Source organism: Streptomyces sp. CB01580 (genome assembly GCF_001905795.1).
GTDB lineage: Bacteria > Actinomycetota > Actinomycetes > Streptomycetales > Streptomycetaceae > Streptomyces.
Genome location: NZ_LIXJ01000002.1, coordinates 327,163 through 345,981 on the forward strand (window position 1 = coordinate 327,163; position 18,819 = coordinate 345,981).

20 protein-coding genes are annotated in these 18,819 nt (G+C 72.0%); 10 read left to right on the forward strand and 10 right to left on the reverse strand.

The annotated features are described in order from the left end of the window. Nucleotides 1-52 precede the first annotated feature (52 nt). Nucleotides 53-817, forward strand: a complete 765-nt coding sequence (locus AMK22_RS03970) for a hypothetical protein (RefSeq protein WP_073781802.1) — start codon at nucleotides 53-55, stop codon at nucleotides 815-817. A gap of 123 nt (nucleotides 818-940) precedes the next feature. Here AMK22_RS03970 and AMK22_RS03975 read toward each other — a convergent pair whose 3' ends face one another. Beyond that, nucleotides 941-1,462, reverse strand: a complete 522-nt coding sequence (locus AMK22_RS03975; protein ID WP_073781803.1) for a hypothetical protein — start codon at nucleotides 1,460-1,462, stop codon at nucleotides 941-943. A gap of 316 nt (nucleotides 1,463-1,778) precedes the next feature. Next, nucleotides 1,779-2,894 (reverse strand): magnesium and cobalt transport protein CorA, encoded by a 1,116-nt coding sequence (locus AMK22_RS03980; protein WP_073781804.1) that lies wholly within the window; start codon nucleotides 2,892-2,894, stop codon nucleotides 1,779-1,781. A 409-nt stretch (nucleotides 2,895-3,303) separates the two neighbouring features. On the opposite strand from AMK22_RS03980, the gene AMK22_RS03985 reads away from it, so the two are divergent. Beyond that, nucleotides 3,304-3,924: a suppressor of fused domain protein gene (locus AMK22_RS03985; RefSeq protein ID WP_073781805.1), complete on the forward strand. Its 621-nt coding sequence runs from the start codon at nucleotides 3,304-3,306 to the stop codon at nucleotides 3,922-3,924. 113 nt (nucleotides 3,925-4,037) lie between these two features. On the opposite strand, the gene AMK22_RS03990 is transcribed toward AMK22_RS03985, so the two are convergent. Next, nucleotides 4,038-5,270: an MFS transporter gene (locus AMK22_RS03990; protein ID WP_073781806.1), complete on the reverse strand. Its 1,233-nt coding sequence runs from the start codon at nucleotides 5,268-5,270 to the stop codon at nucleotides 4,038-4,040. Between the two features lie 163 nt (nucleotides 5,271-5,433). Here AMK22_RS03990 and AMK22_RS03995 point away from each other — a divergent pair, with 163 nt between their 5' ends. The 3 genes from AMK22_RS03995 to AMK22_RS04005 all read left to right on the forward strand — a co-directional run bounded on the left by AMK22_RS03995 (nucleotide 5,434) and on the right by AMK22_RS04005 (nucleotide 8,304). Continuing rightward, nucleotides 5,434-6,072, forward strand: a complete 639-nt coding sequence (locus tag AMK22_RS03995; RefSeq protein WP_073781807.1) for a DUF6758 family protein — start codon at nucleotides 5,434-5,436, stop codon at nucleotides 6,070-6,072. Between the two features lie 541 nt (nucleotides 6,073-6,613). Beyond that, complete coding sequence (locus AMK22_RS04000) at nucleotides 6,614-7,480, forward strand: PHP domain-containing protein (protein ID WP_073781808.1); 867 nt, start codon at nucleotides 6,614-6,616, stop codon at nucleotides 7,478-7,480. A gap of 218 nt (nucleotides 7,481-7,698) precedes the next feature. Further along, nucleotides 7,699-8,304: a MarC family protein gene (locus AMK22_RS04005; RefSeq protein WP_073781809.1), complete on the forward strand. Its 606-nt coding sequence runs from the start codon at nucleotides 7,699-7,701 to the stop codon at nucleotides 8,302-8,304. A gap of 77 nt (nucleotides 8,305-8,381) precedes the next feature. Here the strand turns inward: AMK22_RS04005 and AMK22_RS39930 are convergent, their stop codons facing one another. Then, nucleotides 8,382-8,534, reverse strand: coding sequence for a hypothetical protein (locus tag AMK22_RS39930; protein ID WP_199883112.1), 153 nt, complete (start codon nucleotides 8,532-8,534; stop codon nucleotides 8,382-8,384). A gap of 244 nt (nucleotides 8,535-8,778) precedes the next feature. Here AMK22_RS39930 and AMK22_RS04010 point away from each other — a divergent pair, with 244 nt between their 5' ends. After that, on the forward strand, nucleotides 8,779-9,714 hold the full coding sequence (locus AMK22_RS04010) for an NYN domain-containing protein (RefSeq protein ID WP_073781991.1): 936 nt from the start codon (nucleotides 8,779-8,781) through the stop codon (nucleotides 9,712-9,714). Between the two features lie 108 nt (nucleotides 9,715-9,822). Here AMK22_RS04010 and AMK22_RS04015 read toward each other — a convergent pair whose 3' ends face one another. Next, complete coding sequence (locus AMK22_RS04015; RefSeq protein ID WP_073781810.1) at nucleotides 9,823-10,692, reverse strand: alpha/beta fold hydrolase; 870 nt, start codon at nucleotides 10,690-10,692, stop codon at nucleotides 9,823-9,825. Between the two features lie 171 nt (nucleotides 10,693-10,863). Further along, a complete protein-coding gene (locus AMK22_RS04020; protein ID WP_073781811.1) occupies nucleotides 10,864-12,696 on the reverse strand; it encodes a DEAD/DEAH box helicase in 1,833 nt (610 codons plus the stop codon). 479 nt (nucleotides 12,697-13,175) lie between these two features. Between AMK22_RS04020 and AMK22_RS04025 the strand changes: the two genes are divergently transcribed. After that, entirely contained in the window at nucleotides 13,176-13,910 is a 735-nt protein-coding gene (locus AMK22_RS04025; RefSeq protein WP_073781992.1) for a ferritin-like fold-containing protein, read from the forward strand. A gap of 86 nt (nucleotides 13,911-13,996) precedes the next feature. Here the strand turns inward: AMK22_RS04025 and AMK22_RS04030 are convergent, their stop codons facing one another. From AMK22_RS04030 to AMK22_RS04045, 4 genes are all read right to left on the reverse strand, one after another. Next, nucleotides 13,997-14,269 carry a hypothetical protein gene (locus AMK22_RS04030; RefSeq protein WP_073781812.1) on the reverse strand — a complete coding sequence of 91 codons (273 nt, stop codon included), beginning with the start codon at nucleotides 14,267-14,269 and terminating at the stop codon, nucleotides 13,997-13,999. Between the two features lie 201 nt (nucleotides 14,270-14,470). After that, nucleotides 14,471-14,698, reverse strand: coding sequence for a DUF3107 domain-containing protein (locus AMK22_RS04035; protein WP_199883113.1), 228 nt, complete (start codon nucleotides 14,696-14,698; stop codon nucleotides 14,471-14,473). Nucleotides 14,699-14,878: 180 nt separating this feature from the next. Continuing rightward, a complete protein-coding gene (locus tag AMK22_RS04040) occupies nucleotides 14,879-15,520 on the reverse strand; it encodes a TetR/AcrR family transcriptional regulator (protein WP_073781814.1) in 642 nt (213 codons plus the stop codon). Between the two features lie 168 nt (nucleotides 15,521-15,688). Continuing rightward, nucleotides 15,689-15,904, reverse strand: a complete 216-nt coding sequence (locus tag AMK22_RS04045) for a hypothetical protein (RefSeq protein ID WP_073781815.1) — start codon at nucleotides 15,902-15,904, stop codon at nucleotides 15,689-15,691. A 290-nt stretch (nucleotides 15,905-16,194) separates the two neighbouring features. Here AMK22_RS04045 and AMK22_RS04050 point away from each other — a divergent pair, with 290 nt between their 5' ends. From AMK22_RS04050 to AMK22_RS41975, 3 genes are all read left to right on the forward strand, one after another. Continuing rightward, entirely contained in the window at nucleotides 16,195-17,157 is a 963-nt protein-coding gene (locus tag AMK22_RS04050; RefSeq protein WP_073781816.1) for an alpha/beta fold hydrolase, read from the forward strand. Between the two features lie 8 nt (nucleotides 17,158-17,165). Then, a complete protein-coding gene (locus AMK22_RS04055; RefSeq protein ID WP_073781817.1) occupies nucleotides 17,166-18,509 on the forward strand; it encodes a DUF3152 domain-containing protein in 1,344 nt (447 codons plus the stop codon). 169 nt (nucleotides 18,510-18,678) lie between these two features. Beyond that, the gene (locus AMK22_RS41975) at nucleotides 18,679-18,774 is read left to right on the forward strand and encodes an Ms4533A family Cys-rich leader peptide (RefSeq protein WP_338014129.1); all 96 of its coding nucleotides are present in this window, start codon (nucleotides 18,679-18,681) and stop codon (nucleotides 18,772-18,774) included. Nucleotides 18,775-18,819: the final 45 nt, after the last annotated feature.

Sequence of the window (18,819 nt, forward strand, 5' to 3'; positions counted from 1 at the left end):
GGTGAACCGCCGCACGGGTGAACCGCCACGCAGATGAGAGGCAGTGCGTCCAGTGACCGATTCCGTGCCGCCCGCCCGGGCCCGACGCCGGACCGCCTTCGGCGTCGTGCTCTGCGCGGGGCTGTCCGTCGCCCTCACGGCATGCGCGGGCGAGGACCCGGACAAGGGGACCAACGGCGTCGGCAAGCTCTCCGCCGAGCGGATCGAGAAGAAGGCCCAGTCCGCCGCGGACGGCGCCGACGCGGTGCACCTCGCGGGGACGCTGGTCGGCAAGGACGGCACGTACAAGCTGGACATGCGGCTCAACGACAAGGGCGGCACCGGCTCCGTCGCCTCGAAGGACAGCACCTTCGAGCTGCTGCGGATCGGTGACGAGCTCTACCTCAAGGCGAGCGCCGCGTTCTGGAGCCACGAGGAGAAGCCCGGGGCGGACCCTGCGGCGGGCGGGGACGCCGCCGACAAGCTCCAGAACAAGTACGTCAAGGTGCCGCAGGACGATCCCACGTACAAGCAGCTGCGCGGATTCACGGACAAGAAGACCCTGCTCGACGGGGTGCTCACGCTGCACGGCACGCTCAACAAGGGCGACCGGACGAAGATCGGGCAGGTCCGCACCGTCCAGATCACGGGCGGCAAGGGCGAGGGCGGCACGCTCGACGTCGCCCTGGAGGGCACGCCGTACCCGCTGCGGTTCGCACGCGGCGGAGGCGGCGGGACCGTGACGCTGTCGGACTGGGGCCGGGAATTCCCGCTGGAGGCGCCGACGGAGCGGGACACGGTCGACTACGGCAAGCAGTTGCCCAGGACATCGCCCTGAACCCGGTCCGGGCCCGATGCCCGTCACGCGCGCGGTACGGGACGGCCGGGGGCGCGCCCGGCGTTCGCCGCATGCGCGGCAGGGGGCGAGGCGCGGGTCCGGGGCAGGCACCCACGCCGACGATCAGCCCTTGCGCCCGCGCTTCAGCAGCCGCGGCAGCCCGGCCGGCACCGGCCGTCGGGTGGTCGCGGGCGTCGGCAGCGGCGCCGCGGCCAGCGAGCCGTCCGGCAGCCGGGTGCGGACCTCGCCGGGGACCAGGCGCAGCACCCGGCACTCACGCGCCCACCGCTCCGGCATGTGCTCGGCGTCCGGTGCGTTCAGCCGCTTGTTCCTGAGTTCGCCGACGGCGGCCTCCCACTCCTCGGAGTGCGGCGCCGGCTCCGTCACGGTGGCCGTCCAGGCGACCAGTCGGCCGCCCTTGTCCTTGCTGCGCACGGTCACCTCGGCGGTGGACCCGTCGATGAGACCGGCCGGGAACGGCTGCTCGCCCGGGCCGTCGCCCACCAGATACACCGCGCCCTCGTGCCACACATGCCACAGGGCCCGGGCGGGGCCGGTGCCCCGCACCCAGACGAGACCGGACTTCTTGGTGGCCTCCTCGACCAGGGCCCGGTCCAACGGCGCGTCGGCGACAGCAGCAGTCATGACCCGAATTCTATTCGCAAACCGGGGACGGCCCCTGATGGGACGGCGGTTTTGGAGCCGACGGCAGCGACGGCCGGCTCCGGAGGAGGTGGTGCCGGTGACGGTCCGCCCCGGAAGCGGTGGCCGCCGGAGCCGGTGACGCGGGTCTGCGGCCGGCCGTGCGACCGGGCGTCCCCGGAGCCGGTGACGCGTGCCCGGAGCCGGCCCGCCGCGCCTCGACGTGCCCGGAGCCGGGCCTGTGCGCCTTGAGCATGCCCGGAGCCGGGCCTGTGCGCCTTGAGCATGCCCGGAGCCGGGCCCGTGCGCCTGAGCGTGCTCAGAGCCAGCCGTTGCGCTTGAGCGTGCGGTGGATCGAGAAGCAGACCACCCCGATGACGCCCAGCACCATCGGATAGCCGTACTTCCACTCCAGCTCGGGCATGTGGTCGAAGTTCATGCCGTAGACGCCGCAGATCATCGTCGGCACGGCGACGATGGCCGCCCAGGACGTGATCTTGCGCATGTCCTCGTTCTGCGCGACGGTCGCCTGCGCGAGGCTGGCCTGGAGGATCGAGTTCAGCAGTTCGTCGAAGCCGATGACCTCTTCGTGCACCCGTGCCAGATGGTCGGCGACGTCGCGGAAGTACTTCTGGATGTCGGGGTCGATGAGCCGCATCGGCCGTTCGCTCAGCAGCTGCATCGGCCGCAGCAGCGGCGAGACGGCCCGCTTGAATTGCAGGACCTCACGCTTGAGCTGGTAGATCCGGCCCGCGTCCGAGCCGCGCGGACTGCCCTTCGCGGGGGTGGAGAAGACCTCGGTCTCCACCTCGTCGATGTCCTCCTGCACGGCACCCGCCACCGCGATGTAGCCGTCGACCACGTGGTCCGCGAGGGAGTGCAGGACCGCGGAGGGGCCCTTGGCCAGCAGTTCGGGTTCGTCCTGGAGCCGGTGCCGCAGCGCGCGGAGCGAGCCGTGGCCGCCGTGCCGGACGGTGATGACGAAGTCCCGGCCGGTGAAGCACATCACCTCGCCGGTCTCCACGACCTCGCTGGTCGCGGTGAGTTCGGCGTGCTCGACGTAGTGGATGGTCTTGAAGACGGTGAACAGCGTGTCGTCGTACCGCTCCAGCTTCGGCCGCTGGTGGGCGTGGACCGCGTCCTCGACGGCGAGCGGGTGGAGGCCGAACTCCCGGGCGATACCGGCGAATTCCTCCTCGGTCGGCTCGTGCAGACCGATCCAGGCGAAGCCGCCCGACTTCCGTACCTGGAGCATCGCCTCGTGCGGGGTGCGGCAGGCGCCGCCCTCCACCCTGCGGCCGTCGCGGTAGACCGCGCAGTCCACGACCGCGCTGGAGGCGGACGGGTCGCGAGTGGTGTCGTAGACGTGGTGAATGGCGTTGTTCCTGCGCAGGGACGGGCGCACGGCGGCGCGCAGATCGCGGATCATCGACATGGCTGACTCCTTCACGGAGGGCCGTCGTCGGGCGCGTGGAACAGCCCGGAACGAGGACGTGGGACCACGTCCGCAAAGCGGGCGGCACCGGAACGACACGAGGACGGCGGTCGCTACGGACAGGCAGAAAAGGGGTGCTCTTCCGTCGTACGCGATGCCTTGACCCCTGACCGGGAAGGCTTCAGATCACCGGGGAGAGAGTGTGGGGCGGAAGAGCGGTCGTACTGCACGATCGACTTCGATCCATGGCAGCCCCACCTCCTCCAGCCGGTCCCCCGTGGGGGATGACGTGTCGTCGGGACCGAGAGGAACGCTTCTGCGTTACGCCCCGACCAGCGGCCAACACTATCAGCCGCCCGAGGGTCAATCCCTTACTTTGCCCATTCCATACGCGTCCTATGCTCGCTGGATGGGAGAAATTCTTGCTCTGGTCGAGGCCCGGCTGCTGACGGCCCTCGGCGAACCGGACGCGCGGGCCGCGGTGATCTTTCTCGGTACCGACCGGATCGAGGTGCTCCGCTTCATCGACGGCGATGTGGTGCGCTACGCCACGCTCGGCATGTCCGCGCACCCCATGACGGATCCGACCGCCACCCTCGTGGACCCGGTGAAGGGCCCGCGCGCCGAACTGCTGCTGTCCGTGCGCGCCGGACTCGCCGACACCGACAAGGTGCTGCGCCCGCTGGCGGTGCTGGCCGCCTCCCCGCAGGTCGAGGGGGTGATCGTGGCGCCCGGCGCCTCGCTGGAGACCGGTGAACCGCTCTGGCCCGGGGCGCCGTTCAGCTCCGTGCTGGTCGCCGAGCCGGGCGGTCTGGTCGAGGACCTGGACCTGGACCCTGGCCCGGACGCGGGGGCGAACGCACCGGGCCCCGGGACGGGCCCGGTGCGGTTCCTGCCGCTGCTGCCGATGACGGCCAACGAGGCCGCGTGGAAGCGGGTCCGCGGCGCGCAGGCGCTCCAGGAGCGGTGGCTCTCGCACGGCACGGACCTGCGGGACCCGCTGCGTGGCTCCGTACCGCTGGACGTTTAGCGCCCGTACCGGGCCCGTGCGCGTGGCCCGGTCGGCACGAGGCCCCGCCCACGACTGGGAGAAGGGAGTCGCGGGCGGGGCCGAAGGGGACGGGCCCGGGGGTGTGACGGCGTTCAGTCGGCGAAGGCCGTGACACCGTCCTCGGTGGCGTGCCGGGGCTCCAGCTCCCGCGCCTCGTGCGTCAATGCCGTACGCCGGGCCAGGACGACGACCGCGCCGATCACGGCCGTGGCCGCGGCGACCACGAACGGCATGTGGACATTGCTCCACTCCTCGATCTTCGGGGCGAGGTACGGGGCGGCCGCCGCGGCGAACCAGCGGACGAAGTTGTAGCCCGCGCTCGCCACCGGGCGCGGGGCGTCCGACACCCCGAGCGCCAGCTCCGTGTAGACCGTGTTGTTCATGCCGATGAAGGCGCCGGAGACGATCGTGCCGACGACGGCGGCGGTGTGGTCGCCGTACCCCAGGACCAGCAGGTCGACGGCGAGCAGCACCAGCGAGACGCCGAGCACCTTCAACGAGCCGAAGCGCTCCTGGAGCCGCGGGGCCACGAGCACCGAGAAGACCGCGAGCAGCAGACCCCAGGCGAAGAAGACCGCGCCCGAGCGGTACGGCGTCATGTCCAGTACGAACGGAGTGAACGCCAGGATCGTGAAGAACGCGTAGTTGTAGAAGAACGCCGAGGCCGCGACGGAGGCCAGGCCGCCGTGGCCGAGCGCCCGGATCGGGTCCAGCAGCGAGGTCTTCCGGGCGGGCCTGGGCTGCTCCTTCAGGAATGCCGTGATGCAGATGAACCCGATCGCCATCAGCGAGGCCGTGCCGAAGAACGGGTAGCGCCAGCTGGCGTCACCGAGCAGGGCGCCGAGCAGCGGCCCGCACGCCATGCCCAGGCCGAGCGCCGATTCGTACAGCAGGATCGCCGCCGCGCTGCCGCCCGCCGCCGCGCCGACGATCACGGCGAGCGAGGTCGACACGAACAGTGCGTTGCCCAGACCCCAGCCGGCCCGGAAGCCGACGAGTTCACCGACGGACGACGAGGTGCCGGACAGCGCCGCGAAGACCACTACGAGCGCCAGACCGGCCAGCAGCGTCCTGCGTCCGCCGATCCGGCTGGACACGAAGCCGGTGACGAGCATCGCCACGGCGGTGATCAGGAAGTACGAGGTGAACAGGAGCGATACCTGACTCGGCGTCGCCTCCAGGCCCTTGGCGATGGACGGCAGGATCGGGTCCACCAGACCGATGCCCATGAAGGCGACGACCGACGCGCCCGCGGTGGCCCAGACGGCCTTCGGCTGGCGCAGGATGCCGCCTGCTCCCTGATCGAACGGATCCTCTCCCTGCATGGGGCTTCTCGCTCTCCACTAGGTCACCAGTTCGTTGTGCGTTCCACAGAGTAAGTTAGAGAGACTAATGAATGCAAGTTACATCTATTTTCCCTGGTGAGGTCGCGACGCGGACGGATGATCGCCTTGACGCGGCGGCGGTCCTGGAGGACCGTTGGTCGCTATGAGGGGCGAACCCAGTTGCCCGAAGTGCGGAGGCCGGGTCAGGGCGCCCGGTCTTTTCGCCGACACCTGGCAGTGCTCCGTGCACGGCGGCGTGTACCCGCTGCAGCCGGTCGTGCCGCCCAGCGTCGAGGCGCTGGGCGTGGTCGTGCGCCGAGCCCGGGTGCCGGTGTGGATGCCCTGGCCGCTGCCGGTGGGCTGGCTGTACACCGGTGTCGCGAGCGCGGGCGACGAACGCAGCGGCGGCCGGGCGATCGCCGTCGCCTGCTCCGGACCCGGTCCGGTCGGCGGCATGGGGGAGCTGCTGCTCGTCACCGAGGAGCTCGGCGTGGGCCTCGGGGCGCGGTACGCCGGTGTCGACGGACCGGACCCGGGCCCGTATCTGGACGTCGACGGCCCGCCCGACGTCAAGATGCTCGCCGCCGGACGTCCCACCCCTCTCTGGCACGTCAAGGGTGCGCCGGAGGACCGCGCGGTCTTCGCGGGCGAGGCGCGCGGGCTCTGGCTCTGGGCGATCGTCTGGCCCGAGCAGTCGGGGCTGCTGATGTACGACGAGCTGGTGCTCGCGGATCTGCGGGAGGCCGGGGGGGAGATGGACCTCGTGCCGTGCGGGGCGCTCACACCCCGCCTGCTCGACTAGTGCCGCTCCCGGCAACGTTTGCCCCGTCGCACCGCCCGGCACGCACGCTCGCGGCGTTGGCCGAAAGCCCACGTAGCCCGCTACGAGGGCTTTCGGCCGCCTTGCGATCGCACGCACCGGACGCCGCTCCTTCCGGGCAAACCTTGCCGGTCACGGCACTAGGGCGTGTTTCGAAAGTCCCGTCCGGCCCGCGACGCCTGGCGCGGCGAGGTGCCGCAGCCTTCGTCGGGCGCCCGACGGGGATTTACGGGACAACCCTTGGGGCTCTCGCCCGTTCCGGGGCCCTGCCCGACAGCGTCCCGCCGGGCTCCCGGGCGTGGCCGGGTGCTGTTCGAATGCCGGTTATCCTTTGAATGTCCCCTTGAGGGTGCTGAAGATCCTGGTCGGCCTCGACGGCTCCGCTTCACCCCGCGGCCTCACCGGTGCGGTACGACGCCCGCTGTGAGGCCGCTCCGGCGCCCGCGCGCACCAGGTCTTTCTCGCCGGTCCGGCCAGGATCTCGAGCGCCCTTCCGTCCGTCCCGAGCCCTGGAGTACGCGTCGTGCGCATCGATCTGCACACCCACTCCACCGCCTCGGACGGCACGGACAGCCCCGCCGTGCTGGTGCGGAACGCCGCCGCCGCGGGCCTCGACGTCGTCGCGCTCACCGACCACGACACCGTGCGCGGTCACGCCGAGGCGATCGCCGCCCTTCCCGAGGGGCTCGCCCTCGTCACCGGCGCCGAGCTCTCCTGCCGGATCGACGGGGTGAGCATGCACCTGCTGGCGTACCTCTTCGACCCCGACGAGCCCGAGCTGGCGCGCGAACGCGAGCTGGTGCGGGACGACCGCGTGCCGCGCGCCCGGACCATGGTGCGCAAGCTCCAGAACCTCGGCGTCCCGATCGAGTGGGAGCGGGTCGCGAGGATCGCCGGGGACGGCTCGGTCGGCCGGCCGCACATCGCCACCGCGCTCGTCGAACTCGGCGTCGTCGAGACCGTCTCCGACGCCTTCACGCCCGAGTGGCTCGCCAACGGCGGACGCGCGTACGCGGAGAAGCACGAACTCGACCCCTTCGACGCGATCCGCCTGGTCAAGGCGGCGGGTGGTGTCACCGTCTTCGCCCACCCGGCCGCCGTCAAGCGCGGCGAGGTGGTGCCCGAGTCGTCGATCGCGCGGTTCGCCGCCGCCGGGCTCGACGGCATCGAGGTCGACCACATGGACCACGACGAGCCGACCAGGGCCAGGCTGCGCGGGCTCGCGCGGGAGCTGGGGCTGCTGACGACCGGGTCCAGCGACTACCACGGCAGCCGCAAGCCCGTCGCGCTCGGCGCGTACACCACCGACCCCGAGATCTACGGCGAGATCACCCGGCGCGCCACGGGAGCCTTCCCGGTGCCGGGCGCCGGCGGACCCCTCCGCACCTGACGGCCCGGCGGTCCGGCCGGGGCCCGCGTCCGCCCGGCGCCGGACACCCGCCGTTCTCGGCGCGACGGCCCGGCGCCCCTCGCGTTCCGTCCGGCCGCTCCCGTCCGCCCGTACTTCCCGTTCCGCTTCCGCGTCCTTCCCGGCCACCGGGGCCGCCCCACGGCTCCGGCACGCGTTCCCCCAGGCCGGTTCCTCTCCCTCTTCGTGCAAGGCTCACCGTGTTCGACATCGCTGTCTTCGGATCCCTTTTTCTCACCCTTTTTGTGATTATGGATCCCCCCGGCATCACTCCGATCTTCCTCGCCCTCACCGCCGGCCGCCCCGCCAAGACGCAGCGCAGGATGGCGCTCCAGGCGGTCACCGTCGCCTTCGGCGTCATCGCCGTCTTCGGCGTGCTCGGCCAGCAGATCCTCGACTATCTGCATGTCTCCGTGCCCGCCCTGATGATCGCGGGTGGCCTGCTCCTGCTGCTCATCGCGCTCGACCTGCTCACCGGCAAGACCGACGAGCCGACACAGACCAAGGACGTCAACGTCGCGCTCGTACCGCTGGGCATGCCGCTGCTCGCCGGACCCGGTGCGATCGTGTCGGTGATCCTGGCGGTGCAGCACGCCGACGGTGTGGGGGGCCAGATCTCGGTCTGGTCGGCGATCATCGCCATGCACATCGTGCTCTGGCTGACCATGCGCTACTCGCTGCTGATCATCCGCGTCATCAAGGACGGCGGTGTGGTCCTGGTGACCCGGCTCGCCGGAATGATGCTCTCCGCCATCGCGGTGCAGCAGATCATCAACGGCGTCACCCAGGTCGTCCAGAACGCGTGACGACGGGTGCGGACACCACGGCGCCCCCGTACGGACCGACCGTACGGGGGCGCTACGTCTGTCTGCGTCGTCGCGCGTTACGAGGCCGGGGAATCGGCCGGGCGGATGTAGATGCGCTGGCCCGTCGCCGCGGCCTGCTGCACGATCCGGTTGACGGAGGCGGCGTCCACGACGGTGCTGTCCACGGCGGTACCGTCGACGTCGTCGAGGCGCATGATCTCGAAGCGCATATGGCTTCCCTTCGTCTGATCCTCCTGCTGGAGAACTGCTGGGAGGACGGGTGACCCCGTCCACAAGGATGGGAGCGCCGACGCCGGTGTCCGCGCTCCGATACATGTGTAACGGCTTGCGCACTACAAACATTCCCTACGCTAAGGAAAATTTTTGGATGTCTAAGTATCAGCAGGTCATCCGGCACACCCCGGTCGCGCGGCCCGCGGCCACGTGCACGACCACGCGCACCACGAGGCCGGCATGAACGACGCAGAGATCCGCGACTCCCACGACGCAGAGATCCGCCATCGCGACGACGCGGCGATCCGCGACCGTCTGGACCGGACGAACGAACTGCTCCAGCGCGTGCTCGCCGAGGTGTCGAAGACCCCCTCGACCCACGCGATCTTCGTCGACGCGGGTTACGTGTACGCCGCGGCCGGCCTGCTCGTCACCGGCACCGAGGACCGCCGGTCCTTCGACCTCGACGCGGAGGGGCTGATCGAGGCGTTCATCGACAAGGCCCGCACGATCTTCGCGGACAGCCGGCTGCTGCGCGTCTACTGGTACGACGGGGCCAGGCGCCGCATCCACACCGTCGAGCAGCAGTCCATCGCCGAACTCCCCGACGTCAAGGTCAGGCTCGGCAATCTCAACGCCAACAACCAGCAGAAGGGTGTCGACTCACTGATCCGCAGCGATCTCGAATCGCTCGCCCGCCACCGTGCCATCAGCGACGCGGCCCTGGTCGGCGGCGACGAGGACCTGGTCTCCGCGGTCGAGGCGGCGCAGGGGTACGGGGCCCGGGTGCATCTGTGGGGCATCGAGGCCGGGGAGGGGCGCAACCAGGCCGAACCGCTGCTCTGGGAGGTCGACAGCCAGCGCACCTTCGACCTGGACTTCTGCCGCCCGTACGTCACCAGACGCCCCGTCACGATGTACGAGGACGACAGCCCGGCGCCTTCCCGCGAGGACGTCCGTTTCGTCGGCGCGCAGATCGCCGCGGCCTGGCTGGCCGCGCGGGGCCGCGAATCCCTCGCCGAGCTGCTGCCCGGCCACCCGTACCTGCCGGGCTCCGTCGACCAGGACCTGCTCATCGAGGCCGAACGGCTGCTCCAGCACTCGCTGCGCGGCCACGCCCATCTGCGGCGGTCCTTGCGCGACGGCTTCTGGCAGCACGTGCAGGCGCAGTACTGAGCCCGGGCGCGTTACCGCGCCGACGGCCCCCTCATGGTCCACGGTCCCGTGCCCGACCGAGCCGGACCTTCCACGGGTCCGCGCCCGGGACGGGACCCGGGAAGACGCTCAGGAAGGTGTTGCCGCCGCGCGAAGGGCGTCCCAGAAGGAGACGAGCGCGCTCGCGGTCCGCTCCGGGCGGTCCGTGTTCGGCGAGTGCTCGGCGCCCTCGATCCGGGTGCGGTGCGCGCCCAGCCGCCGGGCCATGTCGTCGAGCAGCGGCACCGGCCAGGTGTCGTCGCGCTCACCGGAGAGCACGTGGACGGGCAGTGCCGTGGCCAGGAGTTCGGCCACCCGGTCCGGCTCGGTCGCCAGCTGACGGCCGGTGGCGATCAACTGGGCGGCACGGTGGCGCAGCCAGCGTCGGCGCAGGGCCTCGCCGTTCGGCGTCACTTCCTCGGGCGGGTCGAAGGCGCGCACCGCCTCCCACACCTCGGCCATGGTCATGGTCGTCAGTGCGTCGGAGAGCAGCTTCACCTTGACCTGCTGCGCCTCGACGACCTGGGCGGGGCCCGACGACATCAGCGTCAGCGAACGGAACGGCGAGGCGTCGAGCAGGACCGCTGCGCGGGCGATCAGGCCGCCGAGCGAGTGCCCGACCAGATGCACCCCGCTCCCGTCGCCGACCGCGAGCGCGGACGCCTGCGCGAGCACGTCGCGGGCCAGCTCGTCCTGAGCGTAGGTCTCCTCGCGGTCCGTGCCGTCGGTCTCGTACTGCCCCCGGCCGTCCACGGCGACGATCCGGTATCCGGCGGCACCGAGCGGTTCGAGGAGCGCGACGAAATCCTCCTTGCTGCCCATGTAGCCGGGCAGCAGAAGGGCGGTGCCGCGCGTCACGCCCTGCGGCGAGGCGTCCAGCACGGCGAACTCGCCGCGCGCGGTGCCGAGCCGATGGGCGCGGGTACCGGGCGGCGGGGTGAACGTGGGCGGCCGACTCATGGGACGAGGTTATGTCCTGGGACACCGAACGGGCAGGACGCCCGGTACGAGAACCGTGCGGCAGGGCCCGGACCTCGCCCGGACCGGGACGTTCCCGGCAGGCCCGGGAACACGCGGACGCGCCCGGTCCGGGGGCCGAGCCCCGGACCAGGCGCGTCCGGTGTCGTGGGCTCAGCCCTCGACGCCGGTACCGGTGGCGGTGCGAGCCGTCCGACGCCTGCGCGGCTTCGTCTCGGCGTCGGCGGCCGGGGCCTCCGCCGCGGCCACGGCCTCGGCCTTCGGCTTCGAGGCCGCGCGCGTGCGGCGGCGGGGCCTGCTCTCGGGGACGGGCTCGGAGATCGGCGCGATCTGGAAGTCGACCTCGTCCTCGACGGGCTTCACGACGCGGGTGCGGCGGCGCGGCCTGGTCACCGTCTTCGCGGGTGCCGGCTCGGCGACCGGGGCGGTCTGGAAGTCGACCTCCTCCGCCACCGGCCGCGCCACGGCGGCACGGGTGCGACGGCGGCGCGGCTTCGCCGCGGGCTCGTCCTCGGCCGGGGCCTCGGCGGCCGGGACCTGGACCGTGTTCACCGCGGCCTCGGCCGCGGCGTCCGGAGCACCGGCGCGGGTCCGGCGACGGCGGCGCGGCGTACGCGGCTGCGCCGGGGCGTCGGCCGCCTCGGCCTCACCAGCGGGGGCGGGTACGGCGGCCGCGGTCTCCTGCGCGGGGTCCACGACGGCACCGCCCCGGGTGCGACGGCGCTGACGCGGCGTGCGCGGGGCGCGCTCCGCGCGTGCGGCGGGCGCGGCGGAGGACTTGCGGCCCCGGCCGCCCGTCTCGCCGAGATCCTCGATCTCCTCGGCCCCCAGCCCCGCACGGGTCCGCTCGGAACGCGGCAGGACACCCTTGGTGCCGGCCGGGATGTCGAGCTCCTCGTAGAGGTGCGGCGAGGTGGAGTACGTCTCGACCGGGTCGTTGAAGGCCAGGTCCAGCGCCTTGTTGATCAGCTGCCAGCGCGGGATGTCGTCCCAGTCGACCAGCGTGATCGCGATGCCCTTGGCACCGGCGCGACCGGTCCGGCCGATGCGGTGCAGGTAGGTCTTCTCGTCCTCCGGCGACTGGTAGTTGATGACGTGGGTCACACCCTCGACATCGATGCCGCGGGCGGCCACGTCGGTGCAGACGAGCACGTCGACCTTGCCGTTGCGGAACGCGCGCAGCGCCTGCTCGCGCGCCCCCTGGCCCAGGTCGCCGTGGACGGCGCCGGAGGCGAAACCGCGCCGCTCCAGCTGCTCGGCGATGTCGGCGGCGGTGCGCTTCGTGCGGCAGAAGATCATCGCGAGTCCGCGGCCGTCGGCCTGCAGGATGCGGGCGACCATCTCCGGCTTGTCCAGCGAGTGGGCCCGGTAGACGTGCTGGGAGATGTTCGCGACGGTCGCGCCCTCGTCGTCGGGCGAGGTGGCCCGGATGTGCGTGGGCTGCGACATGTAGCGCCGCGCCAGGCCGATGACCGCGCCCGGCATGGTCGCCGAGAACAGCATCGTCTGGCGCTTCGCCGGAAGCATGGTGATGATCTTCTCGACGTCGGGCAGGAAGCCCAGGTCGAGCATCTCGTCGGCCTCGTCCAGCACCAGCGCGCGGACGTGCGAGAGGTCGAGCTTGCGCTGGCCGGCCAGGTCGAGCAGTCGGCCCGGCGTGCCGACGATCACATCGACGCCCTTCTTCAGGGCCTCGACCTGCGGCTCGTAGGCGCGACCGCCGTAGATCGCGAGCACACGGACGTTGCGCACCTTGCCGGCGGTCAGCAGATCGTTGGTGACCTGCTGGCAGAGCTCACGGGTGGGGACGACGACCAGCGCCTGCGGCGTGTCGGTCAGCTGCTCCGGCGCGGCGCGGCCCGCCTCGACGTCCGCGGGGACGGTGACGCGCTCCAACAGCGGCAGACCGAATCCGAGGGTCTTTCCGGTGCCGGTCTTGGCCTGGCCGATGACGTCGGAGCCGGAGAGGGCGACGGGGAGCGTCATCTCCTGGATGGGGAACGGGGAAACGATGCCGACGGACTCAAGGGCCTCGGCCGTCTCGGGGAGAATCCCGAGTTCTCGAAACGTAGTCAGGGTGCTGCCTCTTCTGTGAGACGCGGTCCGAGGCGAACGCTGGGGGTCGTACCGTGCCGGGTTGGTCATCCGGCCGCGGAAGGGCCGGGTGGCGCGGGACCACTGCCGTCGCTCGAGCGCTCGTGCCGCTGAGGGGGCCCCTCATCTGCGGTCGTACGTGTCGTACGCCCCGCGCGGAGGGCTGTCGGGTCGGAGCCGATCGGGCCACCGACCGGGCATCCTGATTCAATTCGGTTTCGCGCCGTACGTGCATCCAAAATACTCAGTAGGCGCAATACCACTGTACCCCGGATTCGCGCATGTGTGTTGGGCGAATTCGTCGGAACGGTGGGATGTCACTGGCTGACCAGGACCTTCCGCCCCCCGCCGGGCGGGCTATTCTGCGCTTCATGGAGACGCCTGACAACGCCAACGAAGCCCCCGTGCCCACCGGAATCGCCGCCCAGGACTGGGCCGCCGCGTCCGCGGAGCCGCAGTACCGCGCGGCGGTCGTGGACCTGCTGGGAGCGCTGGCGTACGGGGAGCTGGCGGCTTTCGAACGGCTGGCCGAGGACGCCAAACTCGCGCCGACGCTCGCCGACAAGGCGGAGCTGGCGAAGATGGCCTCCGCGGAATTCCACCACTTCGAGAGGCTGACGGAGCGGCTGACCGCGATCGACGTGGACCCCACGGGCGCGATGGAGCCGTTCGCCAAGGCGCTCGACGAATTCCACCGCCAGACCGCGCCGTCGGACTGGCTGGAGGGCCTGGTCAAGGCGTACGTCGGCGACTCGATCGCCAGCGACTTCTACCGCGAGGTCGCCGTGCGTCTCGACTCGGACACCCGGTCCCTCGTCCTGGCCGTCCTCGACGCCACGGGGCAGGCCGACTTCGCGGTCGAGAAGGTACGCGCCGCGATCGAGGCCGACCCGCGTGTCGGCGGCCGGCTCGCGCTGTGGGCGCGCCGGCTGATGGGGGAGGCCCTGTCGCAGGCGCAGCGGGTCGTGGCCGACCGTGACGCGCTGTCGACGATGCTCGTGGGCGGTGTGGCGGACGGCTTCGACCTCGCGGAGGTCGGGCGGATGTTCTCCCGGATCACCGAGGCGCACACCAAGCGGATGGCCGCGCTGGGACTCGCCGCGTAGTCCCCGCAGCGCCTCGCGCCTGTGCGGCCCGCCGGGGGCGGCACAGGCGCGAGGCGCGCGGAACGGCGTCGGGTCGGGCGGGCCGCTCAGGCCGCCGCCGACCGTCCCAGACCGCTTCGGCTCCGGGGGCGGACCAGCAACGAGAGCGTCACCGCCCCGACCGACACCGCGCCGATCAGCACGGCGGCGAGATGTCCCGGACCCATCACCGAGTGCATGAGGAACACGCCGAACAGAGCCCCCAGGGCGCCCGTCGTGAAGACGGTGCGACGGGGCGGGAGCCGGTCCGGCAGAGAGCGGAGCGCCACCCAGGCGAGGGCGAGTCCGAGCACGACGGCGCCGAGAGGTTCCAGGATCACAGATGATCACCTCGCGAGTTGCGGGGCTGGTGGTGCGGTCACCTGCCGTACTACCCGAGGAACGCGGAACGCAACCCTCGTCGGCCCCGTGCCTCGTCGGCCCTGGTCCAGGCGGCGGAGCGGGCCGGAAGCGGAACGGGAAGCGGCCCGGCGGGACGTCCCGCCGGGCCGCTTCCACGACCGCCCCGTCGGGCGCGTGGCCTACAGCGCGCCGAAGCCCACGCGACGCGTGCTGGGCTCGCCGATCTCCACGTACGCGATCCGGTCGGCCGGCACCAGGACCTTCCGGCCCTTCTCGTCCGCGAGGCTGAGCAGCCGCGCCTTGCCGGCGAGAGCCTCGCCGACCGCGCTCTCGACCTCTTCGGCGGAAAGCCCGCTCTCCAGAACGATCTCCCGGGGTGAGTGCTGCACCCCGATCTTGACCTCCACGGCTATGTCCCTCCGACGGTCGGTTCCTGCGCGGTGAGCCGCGCCGTACCAGCACAGATTAGCCCGGTGAGGGGAGCCTTCAGGGGCCGGTGGGCCACGCCCGCAGCGAACACGCGCACCGGGCGCGGTACGCGGACGCCCGGACGTCCGGCGGACCTCCGGGCGCGCGGCCGGGGATGGTCAGTGCTGATCGATGCCGTGCAGCGGGAAGCCCGCGATGCCGCGCCAGGCCAGCGACGTCAGCAGCTGCACCGCCGTGTCGCGGGGAATGGACGACTGGCTGGAGAGCCAGTAGCGGGCCACCACCTGGGAGACCCCGCCCAGACCGACCGCGAGCAGCATGGACTCGTCCTTGGACAGGCCCGTGTCCCCCGCGATGACGTCGGAGATCGCCTCGGCGCACTGCAGGGAGACCCGCTCCACGCGCTCGCGCACCGCGGGCTCGTTGGTCAGGTCCGACTCGAAGACCAGCCGGAAGGCGCCGCCCTCGTCCTCGACGTACGCGAAGTACGCGTCCATCGTCGCTGCCACGCGCTGCTTGTTGTCGGTCGTCGACGCCAGTGCCGTACGGACCGCCTGGAGCAGCGACTCGCAGTGCTGGTCGAGCAGCGCCAGATAGAGCTCCAGCTTGCCCGGGAAGTGCTGGTAGAGCACCGGCTTGCTGACCCCGGCGCGCTCCGCGATGTCGTCCATCGCGGCGGAGTGGTACCCCTGCGCCACGAACACTTCCTGCGCGGCGCCCAGCAGCTGGTTGCGTCGGGCGCGGCGAGGCAGCCGTGTGCCTCGTGGACGCGCCGCCTCGGTCTGCTCGATGGCTGTCACGCCGCCTCCCAAAATCGTGATCGGACACGGCATTTCCGTGCACGTCGCGCCGTACAGCCATCGTACTTTCGGGTAACCCGGGCACGCGCGGCGCGGACGCAGAATTTCATGTACCGGACGACTGCGGTAGCCGGGGATTCCCCGATGAGCCGGGCGAAACGGGGCGTACTAGCGGTAATCGTCCTCATCCTGTGCCACCACACGGGCCTGTTCCACCGCATCCGCCACGTTCGCGCGCTCCCGGTCGATCTCCGTGAGCGGTTCGTCACGCCGCTGCTGGAGGTCGGCCCGCTGTTCGGCCGCGTCCGCGCGGGGCGTCTCCTGGTCGGGTTCGTCGGGCTGGACGTCCTCGAAGGTCTCGGGGTCGCTGGGGTCGACCGTCATGGTCAGTCCCTTCCTCGCTCGGAGTCGCAGGGGCGTCCCGTGCTCGCCGGTGGATGCGCGACGCGGCCGGGCCGCCTCGCCATACTGTCGGAACGCCCGGATACATCCAGTATGCGAGCGTTTCCCCGGCCCGGGGCGCCTCGAACCGGACACGGGGACGCCGGCGTACGACGTCCCGTCCGGGACCGCCGGGGCCGGGCGGCGGGCGTGAGGGCGTCCGCGGAGGACGCCGCGCAGCCTGTGACGGCGAACACATGAACCAGGGTGTGATCGTCTCGTAACATTGCCGCATGTCTTCGACCGAGCTCCCGGGCGCGAGCGCCGCCGCCGCGGTGACCCCCACCCTGAGCGCCGTCGGGGCCGCGGAAGGGGAGGAGCTGCGCTCCGTCGCGCTGCCCGGACTGACCCTCACCGTCCGTTCCCGGCCACCGGAGCGGACCGCACTGCCGCCCGCGCTCTTCGTGCACGGGCTCGGGGGTTCCTCGCGGAACTGGTCGGCGCTGATGCCGCTGCTCCAGGACGTGGTGGCGGGCGAGGCGCTCGACCTGCCCGGTTTCGGCGACTCGCCGCCGCCGGACGACGGCAACTACTCGGTCACCGGGCACGCCCGCGCCGTGATCCGTCTCCTCGACGCGACGGAGCGCGGGCCGGTGCACCTGTTCGGCAATTCGCTCGGCGGCTCCGTGGCCACCCGGGTCGCCGCCGTCCGCCCCGACCTGGTGCGCACGCTCACCCTAATCTCGCCCGCGCTTCCCGAGATCCGGGTGCAGCGCGGGGCCCTCCCCACGGGGCTGCTCGCCGTGCCGGGCATCGCGACGCTGTTCGCCCGGATGACCAGGGACTGGAGCGCGGAGGACCGCACCCGGGGCGTCATGGCGCTCTGCTACGGCGACCCGGCGCGCGTGTCCGAGGCCGGCTTCCGCGACGCGGTGGCCGAAATGGAGCACCGCCTGGGGCAGCCGTACTTCTGGGACGCGATGGCCCGCTCGGCTCGTGGCATTGTCGATGCGTACACGCTGGGCGGGCAGCACGGACTGTGGCGTCAGGCCGAGCGGGTACTCGCTCCGACCCAGCTCGTGTACGGCGGACGGGACCAGCTCGTCTCGTACCGGATGGCACGCCGGGCTTCCTCGGCCTTCCGCGACGCGCGGCTGCTGACGCTGCCCGATGCCGGGCACGTGGCGATGATGGAGTACCCGGAGGCGGTGGCCCAGGCGTTCCGGGCGCTGCTCGACGAACTCGGCGGGAGCTGATCCGCGGCGTGGGACGACACAGCCGAACGGGCCCCGAACGCGCGGGGCCCGACACCGACGCCGACGCCGCTCTCGCGAAGGCGACGGACGAGGGTCCGGAGGGTGTACGGCCAGGGCCCGGCAGCGGGCGGCGTCGCAGGCCCGCCGGCGCGGAAAGCCACGTCTCGTTCCAGCAGGCCGCGCACGTCCGCGGCGGTCACCCCGAACACCGGGAACCGGGCGGCGGTTGGGGGGCCGGGCCGGGGACCGGACGCCCCGCCGACGGCGAGCGCCCCGTACCGCGTCGGCCGATGGGGCAGGCGCGGACGGCGGACCGGGCGGAGAAGGCCGGTCGGGCGCAGGGGGCGCCCGCGAGTGCCCGGCCCGCGGGGACCAAGTCGCTGATACCGGGACCGCGCCGCGAGTTCGTCGAGGCGTTCGACACCCCGCCCACCCCGCCCACCCCACCCCCGCCGCGCGGCGAAGGCGGACCGGCGGCCGGCCGGGGGGCCGAGGGCTCCGGTGGCGGCACCGGGCAGCCCGAGGAGGCCGAGGAAGGCAAGGAGGGCCGGGGGAGCAAGGGCCGTACCTTCACCGGTATCGCCGCCGCCGCCGTGACCACCGTCCTCGCGGTGGTCGTGGCTGGGCAGGTCGCCCAGGACGACGGCGCGAGCAACACCGCGCGGTCGGCGGGCGTGGACCGGGACGACACCCGTGACGCCTCCCGCTCGGACGACCGGCCGACCCCGACGGCGCCCCGGGTCAAGCCCCTGACGTACGAGCAGAAGATGGCCAGGGCGTACCCGCTGGCCGCGAAGCTCCGGGGCCCGGGGAAGTTCGATTCCGTCCCCGGAACGGCGAAGGCCCCGGGGACGGGGCACAAATACCGCTACCGGATCGACGTCGAGCAGGGGCTCGGCCTCGACCCGGACCTCTTCGCCAGGGCCGTCCAGGAGACGCTCAACGACGACCGCAGCTGGGCGCACGACGGCGCGATGACGTTCGAGCGGGTCTCCTCCGGCGACCCCGACTTCGTGATCACCCTGGCCAGCCCCGGCACCACCGCGGACTGGTGCCGCAAGTCGGGCCTGGACACGACCGTGGACAACGTCTCCTGCGACTCCGCGGCGACCGAACGCGTGATGATCAACGCCTACCGCTGGGCGCAGGGTTCGGCAACGTTCGGGCCGGACGAACTCTTCGCGTACCGCCAGATGCTGATCAACCATGAGGTCGGCCACCGGCTGGGACACAACCATGTGAGTTGCCGCACGCCGGGAGCGCTCGCTCCGGTGATGCAGCAGCAGACCAAGTCCCTGGACATCGACGGCGTCAAGTGCCGCCCCAACGCCTGGGCGCATCCCGGACGTTGAGACGCGGGGGTGGAGGTCGGCGGGTGCGTCGGGTCCTCCTTCCGGTCGGACCGGATCCCGCGGACGAGCGGTGGCGCGGGTGCCATCACGCCGTCCGGCCGTCCACGAAGTGAGATGGCTGTCTCATTCTTCGTTGACATCGCCTGGGCGGTGATCCATATTTCTCGGCATGTCACGCAGCCCCGTCACCTCCGAGCGCGCCGCCATCGAGCTGGCGCTCATCGGTGTGACCGGGCACAGCGTCGCCGACATCCTCTGTTGCTGACGGCAGCCCGCGTGCGCGTCGGCCTTCCGCCCGAGCCCCGAACCG